This window comes from Candidatus Xianfuyuplasma coldseepsis (assembly GCF_014023125.1).
Classification (GTDB): domain Bacteria; phylum Bacillota_I; class Bacilli_A; order Izemoplasmatales; family Izemoplasmataceae; genus Xianfuyuplasma; species Xianfuyuplasma coldseepsis.
Map to the genome: position 1 here is coordinate 1022075 of NZ_CP048914.1, position 13466 is coordinate 1035540.

Here is a 13466-nt window from a genome sequence, read left to right on the forward strand (position 1 = left end):
TTATCTATAATCTAAAAAATAAAAAGGAATCATGAAGGAAGCACCTGCTTCACCTCTACTGTAACATGCAATGTTACAAAATAAATCGATTGGAAATTAAGAAAAGTAAAAAAAGTAAAAAACGCTACATTTTTGTAGCGTTTTACTTATTCTATTACATGGACAACACGTGGTATTTCCGTAACATTACCCGCTTCATCCGTCAGAGTATAAATAATCGTATAACTACCAACAAAATCCGTAGAATAGCCAATAGGATACGTAACACTAATCTCTACATCACTATAATTGTCTACTGCATCAACACCAGGATCAACCCACTCATCACCTTTATGAATCGTGTCTACACCATAAAGAAGCATTCCTTCTGGAGCAACGTTATCAACAACAAACACCGCCCGTTGACATGTATAGTCATCGTATTCATAATCAATCATATACGTACCTATGGTATCTGTATCTACGGGATTATTGGTGATTACCATATCAAAGGATTCATCATTGATTGTAATGATACACCCTTCGGGGGTGTAATCCTCAAATACTGTGACCGTATCATGTCCCGGTTCTAGTGAGATACTCACCTCATCGGGGGTACATCCAACTAAGAATAGAAGAGGAAGGAGGAATAGTAGCTTTTTATACATAGTCTTCTCTCCTTTCAATCGCAATTTCCGTGGTGATATAGGTACCACCAGTGATATACACATAGATTGTTTTGTGATAGGTTGTACCATGTACATCTAAGCTATAATTTACTTCATAGATTCCGGGATTACTTCGAATGTCACTTGTATGTACGGTCATTTTCTCAGTACCTACCATACAGTCACCAAGCATTAAATCATCGATTGATGCCGCAGTGGTAACCATCGCATCACAAGTGATTTCAAGGTCTTGTTTTTCTAGTACACTTATTATTCTTGTTCGTACCGTTTCATTTCCGGATTCATCGGTAATGGTGTACGTAACAACATACTCACCAGGAGCCGATGTATCGACATCGCCATCGGTTTCTAATGTTGGTGATTCGGTGTAGTTATCACTATAGGATACCCCGCCATCTTCCCAAGTTTCTCCAACGTAGATGGTATCTAAACCATTATTGAGAGTCCCTTCTGGTGCAACGGTATCAACAACGTTTACCGTTCTTGTTACGATAGTTTGGTTATTACTTGAATCGGTTGCGGTGAAGGTAATGGTATACGTACCAACGGTGGATAAATCCAGTGATTCATCAATGGTATATGCAACGTCAGTATCGTAGTTGTCATGTAGTTCAAAACCAGCATCGGTATAACTGTCAAACACTTCAATCGTAACGTCGCTATCACCTGTTAATGTTAAAACAGGATTGGTTGTATCAACAACGTGGATTGTCCGAGTAATCGATGAGGAATTTCCATTCTCATCGGTTGCACGGTAAGTAATGGTGTATTCACCTAATACCGACAAGTCGAGATTTGAGTCGGTTAATATATTGACAAGGGGATCTAAATTATCAACCCCAGTAACGCCTTCATCAAGGTAATCACTAAAGACTTCAAGATGTAGTTCGTCGTCACCATTCATCGTTAAGACGGGTGCGGTTGTATCAATGACACGCACGGTTCTTGTGATGACGGTTTGATTAAGGGAAGAATCCTGTACGGTGTAGGTCACAATGTAATCACCTAAGACAGATGTATCCACGTTTTCCGTAATCGTCACAGAGGGATTGCTATCATAGTTATCCGTAATATTCACGCCTAAATCTTCATAGACAGAACCGGCTTCAATGATGGTTAACTCATAACCGTTTAGGGTGACTTCCGGTGATACATCATCGACAACTTCAACCGTTCTTGTTAATGTCTTAATAATCGTATTTTCATCGTCCAATAAGTCATAGGTAATCGTATAAGAACCAACGATATCGGTATCATAGGTACCAGTTACTTCCACATGGTATAGTTCCGTATTTAATCCATCGAGGATGTATCCAGGATCGGTGTAGGTTGTTCCAACGGGAATGCGATTATAGGCATTGCCACTGAGTTCAAAGTTTGGTAAAACAACGGTATCGATGTTCATTGTGAAGCCATAGAAATTATCAATTGTATCATCGGTATCAAACAACACTAAGAACTCTTCTTGGTGATAGGATTGATCGAAACTACGCATCTCTGTTCCAGTGAAACTTTCTGTCACTGTTCCATCAAACAAGTAGAGGTAATCAAAATATTCTTCTAATTTACTGGATGAATGAAACGAAATATTAAAGTCGTGATCCACACCAAAATCAAGATAGTAATACTGGGACATATAATTTCCATACGGATGGTGATTGCTCTCTATGGTTGAACTAAACTGATAGGTTTCAACTTGTGTGCTAAGTAAGACATCATCTTCAAAGATTCCTAAGGTTACAACATTGTTCATCGCATCAATTGAGATGCCATCAACAGGAACAAGCGGACTCGCTAGAGTTGGCGTGGTACCATCGGTTGTGTAACGTACTTCTTGGGTTTGTGGAATATTTTCAACGCCGATTCGATAATCCATTTCTTCGTTGTCCCAGAATTGGACATTGATGTTATCTAGTTCAAACGTTTCGGACATAATATAAGTTCGTATCGGGAATGATACATCAAATGTGATATAGCCATCTTGTTCAATGATATTATCAATCCGAATATTTAAGATGGTACCATCAGCACTAAAAAGAGGAATGGAGGTTCCTAATCCGATGGCGGAATAGATGTTATCGTTGGACAGGGCTGCGAGATCGATGTCACCATCAATATCGCCTTCCTCTTCTAAAATGATGGGTTCGATGACATCATCCAGTCCAGGACGGAATATAAAGACTTCATCGGATGGTTCACCATTATAGTAACTACCGTATTCGTTTCCATCGACATTCTGGTTGACTCGGTATACCAATAATCCTGAGTCGGGTAAATTGCTTTCATAGCGTCCGTCTTGAAGCCGATACTCCAGATAAATCCATTCGTTTTCAAATCCGGTATACAGCCGCATTAAATGTTCGCCTTCCCCGAGGGGATATAAGGTATACGTACCGGAATCACTAATCGTCTGTGTCTCATCGAGCCACAGACCATATTCTTCTTTCATATAACCGAGCATATGGGAGGGAATATCACCTTGATATTGCATTAACCCCCAGTATCCAACGGGTACGACATCTAAGTAATAGTAGTAGTGATATAAATCGGGTGCACCGAGTAAATGAAAGGTTTCATGGGCTAAAATACCCACCGTTACCTGGTAATCGTATGTTGTGGAATTCCCCAATAACTCAAATGTATAGTAATACGCATGTACACCGTTGATGGTTGGTGCACTTGCAGAAAAGTTCCCTTCTGAGCCAAAACTGTATAACTCCCACTTATGCGGCCACAACAAACTATTCCAACCATTGTCTTCCCCGGATACCATAAACGTAATGCTATCAATCATACCATCGTTATTGACATCGAGATTCACACTTTCATCAAACCAGTTTTCAGCATCGGCATAATCGACAGCTCGTTTGAGTAAGTTGTGCTCACGACTAGCTGATTCATTCTCCGAATAACCATCGGGATTGGTGGTTTCATCATAGGGTTCATAGTAGGACCGATCGTAGATATCGGTATAGTATAGGATTGTCCCGTTATCATTGGGGATAATACTATCGATTGTCAGTTGTCCATACGATGCTTCGAGGTAATAATCACGGAGGGATTCTACCCCTACCCCATTCAGCATTTCTTCGTAGTGATTATAGGTATAAGGTGCACTGTAGGTTTGTTCATCGTTAAAGCGTATAAAAATAACAACGTTATTGAAATGCGCTTGATTGGATAACGTTGCTGCAGAGAGAGTTGTAAACGATGATATCAGTAATAATAGTAATACTACATGCTTCCATAATTTCTTCATATGTACCGACCTCCAGTGTCCATATTATACCATTATTTTGTGTGAATCTTGTGAACTTTACATTTAAAATCACAAAAGATATATTGTATCGAAAGATAACGAATTTTGCGGTGAAGAGATTTGTAAAATGGAGTACATAAACTTTCATTATTGAAAAGTATCTACACTACTTGACAAATTCATCAATTAACTTTAAAATAAATTGAACGATTAAATTAGTTGAAAGATGTGAGATGATAGAATGAAGGACAGAATTTATTTAAAAACCGAAAAGGAACTAAAAACTGTCTATGATCCTTATCGCATGAAAATCATTGAAACCTATTTCAAGGAAAAAACACCACGGACCGCAACCCAAATTGCTGAGATTATTGGGGAACCTGCTGGCAAAGTTCATTATCATATTAATAAGTTAATTGGTATTGGTGTCTTAGAACTTGAGAAAACTAAGTTCATTAATGGTATCCAGGCAAAATACTATGGTCTAAAATATAGAAACATATTAGTCGATCCAGAGTTACGTAAGGGAAAATACTTTCGAGAAATTCGGGGAATGTCAAGAGCAACAAATTTTCGCGTTCATGTAGAATATTTCTCAGAGGATATTGCCAAAGCACATGAATTTACCTTTGCGAAAGAAGAATATGATCCGGGCTATGTATTATCCAACTATAAAAAACTATATATGACAAAGGATGAACGTGCTGATTTCCTCCACGACTTACACAATTTATTAGATCGGTACTCGAATGATCGAGAAGGTATGGATGTGTATACAACACTATTCTCTCTTGCTCGAATTGAATGATGTGTGAGTGTATTTACGATTGATCTTGTCTGATGACTGGTGTACGATAACAACTACTAACAAGAAGCTAGCAATAGGCTACCTTCTTGTTTTGTTTTATTTTGATAATAACCATCATAATTACGTAATGCCTAATTGAATAAGAAAATATCTTATAACTAGCGACTGACACTAATTACAATAATGATAACTAGTGTGAGTACTAGTTATCTTTTATTACAATAAAAAGGAGGAATATATGAAACGTTTAAGTTTATCGGTCGTATTCATCATAATGATTTTTCTATCTGGTTGTGAAACACTAGACAATATTGAAGTCAGTGATACATACACCATACAGTTTGATTCAAAGGGAGGTAGTTTTGTTGCGGCGATTGATGTATCGCTTGGCGATGACATCACATTTCCTAAGAACCCCACAAAAGAAGGGTTCACCTTTGAGGGATGGTATGTGGATGATGTGACATTTACGAATCCACTTACCGCGGATTTCACCGTGTTAGACGATTTAATCGTCTACGCGAAATGGGAAGAAACCGAATCATCCCTAGAACTACAGCTACAACACATCTATGAATTAGCTACGGATAACGGAATATTTGAGGGCACGTATGAAGAGTGGTTGGAAACCGTAAGAGGACCTCAGGGTGTACCGGGAGAAGATGGTGATAATGTTGTCATTGCTGTCAATGATGATCAGATACAATGGAAATACGATGAGGATTCTGCATGGGTTAATTTGATTTCCATTAGCGACCTTCAAGGGAACTCTGGTGTAGATGGGATTGGAATCCAAGCAACTACATTAGATGCTAGTGGTAATCTAATTATTACCTATACCGATGATTCAGAGGACAATCTCGGACCAATCGTCAGTGTCTTTCGCGTAAACTTCTATGATTTCAATAAACACATTTTAGATACCGCCTTGGTGGAATATGGTGGTAGTGCAACGACCATTGTCACACCGGTTCGAACGGGGTACACATTTACTGGTTGGTCACGTAATGATTACTCCAATGTGACGGCGGATATGAATGTGTTTGCCGAGTATGATGTGAACATCTATACCGTCACATTCAATTCTACAGGGGGATCAGAGGAAGCCCCGGTAACCGACATTGAATACGGTACGACATTGGCACTGCCAACCCCAACAAAAGAAGGGTATACCTTTACCGGTTGGTATCGCGGGTACTCGATCAATGCAACCCAGGTGTACAATAATGATCCTGTAAATGGAAACTGGACACTCTATGCACGTTGGGATGAAATACCACAGACTGTTGAACCACAAAATCAAGACCAAACCACACTTAAGATTATCTTAGATAGTGAAGAAGCGTTTTATGCGGCGTATTTTATCGAAGAAATGGATGGACATCCCTATGAGAGTCTCGATGTCGCTTACAAAATACTTTCTGTTGAAAACAGTGTAATTCAACAACTCAGCTCTTGGACATCATCTCAGGCATCTCAGATTGAAGTCTCATCAGAAGAAGTAACGGAGCAAACCATTACAACGGGGCTCGAAATTAGTATCAATACAACAATTGAAGCAAGTGCTCTTTTTGTAACAACTTCAGTTGAAATGGGTATTACAGCTAGTATTGAGTACTCGGTATCCAAAGCGAGAAGTACTGGCCAATCTGTCTCTTTCTCCTTGGATGATTATGAAGAAGGATTGGACTATGCGGTGTTCTTAACAGGTGATTATGATGTCTATCAAGTCTTCTCATACAACTATGAGACCAAACAAGTTACCGAGGCCATATTTGTCCGAATTACAAGCAGCCCAGTAATGACGGTATTATCCTCACCAAATGGAAGAATTGATACCAATATCAATATCGAAGATCATAAAATTGAGTTTGATAGAGGCATGTTCTTTGAACAAGGTGATGGTAGTTCCGAGGCTCCTTATCAAATATCTAGTGAGGCTGGAATATTTGCGATGATGCTCAATTCATCTGGTCATTACGAGTTGGTTAATGATATTCAATTAAATCGATATCAAGGAGCGAAAGGCGTATTCTCTGGAGTACTACATGGAAACGGCCATACCATTAGCGGATTAAACATCACAATTCCAGAAGGACGAAAAGATGTGGATGAGTTCTATGGTTTCTTTGGAAAACTCTCAGGAACTGTTGAAAATATCATATTTAGCGACTGTCATATTACACATACATATAGTTATGGTGCTCATGATGGAGATGGCTATATCTATGCTGGAATTGTGGCTGGATATGCGGATGCCCTGGCTTCATTTACAAACATTACGGTTATCGATTCATCGGTTAAAGCTTCTCGATATAAAAGTCACTTGGGTGGTATTGCTGGGCATGCAAATGGCACTGTTTCACTACTAGACATTCCATATTTTGCACCAACTCAAATTCCATTTACCAATGTTCAGGTCATCAATACGGACATTATTGGTTGCGGGATTGAAGGAGGAATCCTTGGATATGGTAATTATGTTACGATTGACAGTAGTTCTTTTAAAGGCCAAGAAGTAGATGGGGTACAACACTACGCAAAACTCAGTCATTATAGTACCGGAATCAAAGGATATGCAGGATGTATTGCCGGATTCTTAATTGATTCTACCGTTCAAAACAACCATGTTGAATACACAAATATTATCTACCTGAATTTTCACGATCAAGTATCCTCGGTGAAACATTTTGTTGGAAATATGGATTTATCATCATCAACAAATACATATGATCCAGAGACCGTTACGAACCCTATTACACCAGACACAACCCCATAAACATATATTGAAAATGCGATGTTCGATAGTATATCAAAAATGATGAATTAATTGCTACAAACCATACATTGCTTTAAATGAAACAGGCTATAAAGTTTTGAAATCATACAGATTTCAGTTCTTTATAGCCTTTTGGATTCAATACAGTATCTGTTTATTTCCAATTAATCACGAACATTCCGGATGATTTTGTGGGAGACTTCAAAGATGTCTTCTACTTCCTAGTAAAAGACATAGTCCTCATAATCAATGATTTACGTACCCACCGTATCAACATCTACTGGGATTATTGGTGATTATCATTTCAAAAGATTCATCATTAAATACTATGACTGTATCATGTCTGGTTTTGAATAGATGAAGAAGAAGGAAGAGTAGTTTTTTAAAACCACTATAATGTGTCAATCTTGTGAACGAACACGGTAATTTCTAAAAAAGAGTAAACGTACATAAGACCGGTTCAAAAAAAACCGGTCTTATGAATCCCTTATAGCTCCTTAACCCACATATGATTTCAGTTTCTCTTGAAACTCAATCAACAATTCGTAACTAATATGATGCTCCTTTTTATTTGCGATAAATCGACTTTGTTCAATGTCATCTATATGTTCTTGATACCAATGGACTAATCGATCAATAATGACTTGTATCATTTCAAGATCATTCGGAAGTTGTAGTTGTCGTAGTTGTTTTGTATAACTGCGAATGAAGTGTTCAATCGCATACTCGTTTATGGTTTCAATAATACCTTCAATTTCGAGTCGGTACTGATTCTTAAATGTCATGTTTTCCCCCTATTATAGATAATTACACTGTCAAAAGGTAGTGTTCATCTACGTTTTGATTTCGTTGTTACTGTGAATAAAAACTAGAAAAAGTTTTTAACACTAGATATTTGAGAAAGAAATGATAATAAGATTGTTTTATAATTATGTTTGTAAATATGATATAATTTTATTAGTAGTACTATTGATTTATTTAAGGGGATAACCATTTTATATCCTATCTTTGCATCGACGAGTTACAAGTTAAATAGACGTCTTGTAGGTTAGTTTATGGAGGTATCATATGAAGTGTATTAAGTGTGGAACGGAAAATATTGAATCAAATAAGTTCTGTTCAAACTGTGGGTCAAAGCTGGGAAAAATGGAATGTGCAAGTTGTCATAATTCACTAACGGTGGATGTTAAGTTTTGTGGTAATTGTGGCTCTGAGAATCCGTTTTATACACTACCAAAAATTGAAGACATGACCCCTCCAAGAGAAGCGAAAAAAGTAAGGGATCGTAATTTTTTAAGAACTATGAAGAAACACAAGCAGTTAATTCTGCTAATATTGATAGCTCTTTTATCTACGGTAGCCTTTGCATCCTCTTTTGGAGGTATAAGCAAGACTAATTATGGTGAGTGGGATTTTAGTGGTTCAGATGCTGAATTTGTTGATTTTTCATTTAATCAAAATGCTATTCAATTATATCGTGGTTATTTTTCAGCTGTTTTCCTATCGAGCCAAAATGAGATGAATGATTATCAATCAGAAATTGATGATAATTATTACGAATCACTGGATGATTTTGGTGATGTAATTAGTGCAAGAGAATTCCGCAAGTTATATTCAAATCTTGACTTGTTTGGATACAGTATGAGTAATTCGCTTAGTCTTGAAAATACGTTTACTAGTTCGATTGAGTATTTCATTGTTGTTGTTCTTTTAATAATAACTCAATTGTTAACTTTAATTATTATTGGTATAGCTGTAGTGAGATATTTGAACGGAAAAGACTTGATTGTATTGAGAAAACTATTTATAGTTGGATTCATAATTGGGTTAAATTTAGCGTTTTTCTTACCAAATATTATGTCTCAGACAAATGCTGGTGGCGGCTTAGTCACATACTTAATTTTTATGTTGCTTGGGTTTGTAGTCTTACATATTGTATTATTAAGAAATCGTCAACAAATACAAATTGTTAAATCTTTCAAGTATATTTTTGACATAGTACTTATTATTGTTATTTTTCTTATTGCATCTGGGAATTTAATTCGTGTTGGATATGAAGAATCTTCGACTAAAAAAATATGGGGTTCATTTCGAATTGAAGAACTAACAAACCTAATGAATGTATATGATCCTGATTTCGTTTACTCTACTGATTCAGATTATTATAACTGGTATTCAACTTACTTAGAGGATCCAGATTTAACATCATCAGACCAGAAAGAGCTCGCCAAATTAACAGACTATAGCTATTTATTTGCTTATAGGATATTTGATTCTAACGAAGGACAAGACATATTTATTGGAATAGCAATTTCCATTGGTATACTGGTAATGCTAGTCACAAGTAGTTTATTCTATACTGTGGTTGTTGCAACAACCAATAAAACATCAATAGTAAGTATTGGGCTTAGAATTACACTGGTTATACTCTTTATTACTTTATTGGTGTTATCAATTATTGCATCATCGATGATCAATACAACATTTGATAGGGTTGATGAACCATTTATTGCCAGAATGTCTATAGGGTTAATATTTGGTATAATACTGTCAATCATTAGTCTTATTCTATCTGCAATTACTCCTGGTTCAAGAAAGCATTTAGAAGTCTAAAAATAAGTTCTTTTAATAATTTGATTGTATTAAGTGCCCCGTTAATTCATAATGTCTACAAATATAAAAACGTATTACGACTTTTCTGTGTAATACGTTTTTTTAGTAATACATGATTAAATAAATTAGAATAAACTATCTAGTGGGATATTTAAGAACTGCTTGCGAAAGTTGAGAGATTAAATTACTATGTACTTCATCAGTAATTTCAAGTATTACCATTTTTTCACCTTTATCATAATGCCATAATGTTATATGCATTGATTTCATATTATTCTTATTTTGTTTGAGTTCAATTTTATATACTTGTTCGTTTGTAAATAGAGAAAAGGGTTGTTCTATTTTGAGCAGATTTAGAAATTTTTGTAGTTCACGTGTCTCGAGATTGGATCCTTCACTGTCAACTATAACAGTATTATCTTTTGGATTTATCAACTTATAGCGAGTTATTAACCAATTGTTGTCACTTGAATGGGCGTCGGGATTAAACGGGAACTCATACCCAATGATATCAAATTCTAAAATATAAGGCTTCGTAGGGAATCTCATTTATGTGTTCCTTGGTGAACAATAATGATGTTGTAGTTTTCACTATAAGAAGAGTATGTGTTCTTATGACAATTCGTAATATGATAGCTATCATCGAATGTTTCTAGTAATGCATTCGCAAGCTCTAAATCAGATAATTCTTCTTGTACTTCGATTACATATGTATCGTATGAAGGGAATGCATTCGTAAAGGATTCTAACGAGTCCACGGTAATTAAGGAACTGTTTCTGAATGGACTAGAATCCCATTCTTCTTTCGATTGAATACACACATTTAATCGTTTTGATGAAAGGACAAGATATTTCTCTGTAAAGTGTTCGTGTAAGATCGCTATGTCCTCCCAGTACAAACGAATAACACGATCACAGTATTGGAACTGATGGATATGTTTCAATTGAAAGAGAAACTGATTGTACTGGATATCAAGTACTTGATTGGCTTTAGGATAGATAACAATCATGTATCCTGGTTCACCATCAACATCATTGAATGTATTATACAACGTACGAAATAGTTGGTGATTATCATAGAATTCATCAATAGATACGGGGATGCCATCCATCATCGTATTAATTGATTTGTATTCTACGATACCATTTTTCGTATTATAGCCATTATATTTCTTCTCATGGATACTTTTAATCTCATGGTTTCGAGAAAACGAGGATTCCGCATACTTGACTTCAATCAATACTTTTTTATTATCCTTTGTTTTACAGTATACATCCACATGAGAATAATCAGGAAAGACTGTTTCAAACTGAATGGATTCTACCTTTTCATCTAGTTTAAGAGTAGAAGAGAGAAGGTACTCTTTATTTATATACGGTAAGAAGAAGTCAAATGTCAGTAGTTGTGAAGATTTGAGATTGTTAGGACTATGTAATTCTACAGTGCTAGGAATATACGTTTTAAACAACTCTCTGTTTTCGGGAAGGAGTGCTTCTTCAAATGGATAGCTAGTATCTAGAATATAGTTATGATATGGATGGGTTTTGTGATTGGGATATTGATAGGACAGATATCTTGAAAGGGATTGTTTCACAGTCTGATCAAATTGATGATAGAGATCATTGATGGATTCGGAGGTGTCATCTTGATAGACATTGTTCATCAATTCAAGTTCTTTAACAATCATCTCTTTTAGTGAAGCAGGTGAAAGAACTTTACAAGAGGAACCAAAGGATAGAATTCGTCGTTTTAGTTCGAAGAGATTATTGGCTGTAAAAGCAATATGTACATAATCGTTTATCTCATTGATCATCTCAATATTGGCCTCTAAGGTCTTTTTGACATATGGCAATAAAGATGTAGAGACTTGTAGTTCAACGGTATCAACGTTGTTGTTTAGATACACTCCAGCGCTATCGTTATAGCGTTGGAGTTGATTCTTATATTGGGGATTGTGAGTGAAGGTATTTTCTGTATAGTGGATGGATTTGATTTTTGTGATATCTAAAGGAACTATCTTTTGATTGTAGTGATTGTATATGAGTACATATGTCTTGAAGTACTTTGTGAATAACTCATACGGATCCACAGTCATTGTCGGAACGACCTTTACTGTCTTTTCATAGACTATTTGTATAGTTAGTTTTTTCTCAATAGCTTTGTTTAGTAGTGTGATGGTTTCAATCGATGATTGGGATAGATATTCATGATAAGGATTGGATAGCTCTAGCTGTTTAACCAATTGATGAAACATCTCTTGTAAGGAGATGTTGGTTTTGGAACCGATTAGATTTATAATGGTTTGTTGTTCTGGGGTTAGGTTTTTATATAACGGTAGAAGTAGATTCTTGTCCATTAACCGGATTCCACCATAGGGTCCACTTTTGTTTTCAATGTAGTATCCATTCATTTCCAGTTGTACACGGTAATTCCGGATTTGCTTATTGGACATTTCCAGTTCATCTTCTAGTTCTTTGTACTGAACATAATCACGATTATTCAGAATAATCAACATTTTTAACATATTGGCATATTTACCCATAGAATCACCTCTGTGTTCATAGTATATCATATTGTGGCAATATAGGGGCAGAATAAAAAAAGAGGTTAAAATATGACCTCTTTTACGATTTTATAATTAGTGAATAATGATTGAGTGTTCATGACAAAAATTGATATCTCTTGTTGCTGTAGGAATTTTTTCAGTATGGGGAAAGAGTTGATTTTTTCTAGGTCTCTATATGCCCTGGTATTTTTATAAATCATGATGGCTTTTCTTATAGGTTTTTCGTTAGGAATATTGAAATCAGCACGCAGGCGTATCTGATTTACTAAAGTTGCATAATTATTAATTTGAACTGCACATGATACTAGTGAGTCGCTTGGTCCTGATTTGCCATAACGCTTTGCCTTTGCTTCAACGAGATAAATAATATTTTTGTAATCTAATATCAGGTCAATATCGCCGATACCGAAGTTTTTATAGGACATCAAAGGAACCTCATAATCAATAACAATATAGTCGCCTTTAATTTGACTTTTATTAAATTTATTGAACATATCTCTAATCATGTGTTTTTCTTCTTCAAACTTCGATACAAATCTACCATATCCAGTTCGATTTGGATCTGGTTTTTGATCAGGATATTTGGAGGAATTTTCAATAATACCTTGATGATTCTTATTGTATGCAATAAGGTGCTCATTAACAAATTCTTTTATTGAACTAATGTCGGTATTACTAAACCAATTACTATACTTCAACAAATCTGATTCACTTAGACTCTTCTTTTTGTACATGAGTAAAAATTCAATGTCTGTTTTGTTCAACATAAATA

General features: G+C 35.8%; 9 protein-coding genes. 3 read left to right on the forward strand and 6 right to left on the reverse strand.

The window, feature by feature from the left end; genetic code table 11:
• Positions 1-146 precede the first annotated feature (146 nt).
• Entirely contained in the window at positions 147-647 is a 501-nt protein-coding gene (locus G4Z02_RS04825) for a DUF5011 domain-containing protein (RefSeq protein WP_258876865.1), read from the reverse strand.
• Complete coding sequence (locus tag G4Z02_RS04830; RefSeq protein WP_258876866.1) at positions 640-3927, reverse strand: immunoglobulin-like domain-containing protein; 3288 nt, start codon at positions 3925-3927, stop codon at positions 640-642. Before G4Z02_RS04830 ends, G4Z02_RS04825 begins: the two co-directional genes overlap by 8 nt.
• A 241-nt stretch (positions 3928-4168) precedes the next feature.
• On the opposite strand from G4Z02_RS04830, the gene G4Z02_RS04835 reads away from it, so the two are divergent.
• A complete protein-coding gene (locus G4Z02_RS04835; protein WP_258876867.1) occupies positions 4169-4735 on the forward strand; it encodes an ArsR/SmtB family transcription factor in 567 nt (188 codons plus the stop codon).
• A gap of 238 nt (positions 4736-4973) precedes the next feature.
• Positions 4974-7514, forward strand: a complete 2541-nt coding sequence (locus G4Z02_RS04840) for an InlB B-repeat-containing protein (RefSeq protein WP_258876868.1) — start codon at positions 4974-4976, stop codon at positions 7512-7514.
• A 497-nt stretch (positions 7515-8011) separates the two neighbouring features.
• Here the strand turns inward: G4Z02_RS04840 and G4Z02_RS04845 are convergent, their stop codons facing one another.
• Positions 8012-8299: a hypothetical protein gene (locus G4Z02_RS04845; RefSeq protein ID WP_258876869.1), complete on the reverse strand. Its 288-nt coding sequence runs from the start codon at positions 8297-8299 to the stop codon at positions 8012-8014.
• Positions 8300-8582: 283 nt separating this feature from the next.
• Between G4Z02_RS04845 and G4Z02_RS04850 the strand changes: the two genes are divergently transcribed.
• Entirely contained in the window at positions 8583-10127 is a 1545-nt protein-coding gene (locus tag G4Z02_RS04850; protein ID WP_258876870.1) for a zinc ribbon domain-containing protein, read from the forward strand.
• Between the two features lie 135 nt (positions 10128-10262).
• On the opposite strand, the gene G4Z02_RS04855 is transcribed toward G4Z02_RS04850, so the two are convergent.
• The 3 genes from G4Z02_RS04855 to G4Z02_RS04865 all read right to left on the reverse strand — a co-directional run bounded on the left by G4Z02_RS04855 (position 10263) and on the right by G4Z02_RS04865 (position 13461).
• A complete protein-coding gene (locus tag G4Z02_RS04855; protein ID WP_258876871.1) occupies positions 10263-10676 on the reverse strand; it encodes a WapI family immunity protein in 414 nt (137 codons plus the stop codon).
• Positions 10673-12670 carry a helix-turn-helix transcriptional regulator gene (locus G4Z02_RS04860; protein WP_258876873.1) on the reverse strand — a complete coding sequence of 666 codons (1998 nt, stop codon included), beginning with the start codon at positions 12668-12670 and terminating at the stop codon, positions 10673-10675. The genes G4Z02_RS04855 and G4Z02_RS04860 overlap by 4 nt, the downstream gene beginning before the upstream one ends.
• Before the next feature lie 65 nt (positions 12671-12735).
• Positions 12736-13461, reverse strand: coding sequence for a hypothetical protein (locus G4Z02_RS04865; protein WP_258876874.1), 726 nt, complete (start codon positions 13459-13461; stop codon positions 12736-12738).
• Positions 13462-13466: the final 5 nt, after the last annotated feature.

Excerpts from the sequence above, each read along its gene's own strand:
- G4Z02_RS04825 (WP_258876865.1), bottom strand. The coding sequence starts at position 647 with ATGTATAAAAAGCTACTATTCCTCCTTCCTCTTCTATTCTTAGTTGGA.
- G4Z02_RS04830 (WP_258876866.1), bottom strand. The coding sequence starts at position 3,927 with ATGAAGAAATTATGGAAGCATGTAGTATTACTATTATTACTGATATCA.
- G4Z02_RS04835 (WP_258876867.1), top strand. The coding sequence starts at position 4,169 with ATGAAGGACAGAATTTATTTAAAAACCGAAAAGGAACTAAAAACTGTC.
- G4Z02_RS04840 (WP_258876868.1), top strand. The coding sequence starts at position 4,974 with ATGAAACGTTTAAGTTTATCGGTCGTATTCATCATAATGATTTTTCTA.
- G4Z02_RS04845 (WP_258876869.1), bottom strand. The coding sequence starts at position 8,299 with ATGACATTTAAGAATCAGTACCGACTCGAAATTGAAGGTATTATTGAA.
- G4Z02_RS04850 (WP_258876870.1), top strand. The coding sequence starts at position 8,583 with ATGAAGTGTATTAAGTGTGGAACGGAAAATATTGAATCAAATAAGTTC.
- G4Z02_RS04855 (WP_258876871.1), bottom strand. The coding sequence starts at position 10,676 with ATGAGATTCCCTACGAAGCCTTATATTTTAGAATTTGATATCATTGGG.
- G4Z02_RS04860 (WP_258876873.1), bottom strand. The coding sequence starts at position 12,670 with ATGGGTAAATATGCCAATATGTTAAAAATGTTGATTATTCTGAATAAT.
- G4Z02_RS04865 (WP_258876874.1), bottom strand. The coding sequence starts at position 13,461 with ATGTTGAACAAAACAGACATTGAATTTTTACTCATGTACAAAAAGAAG.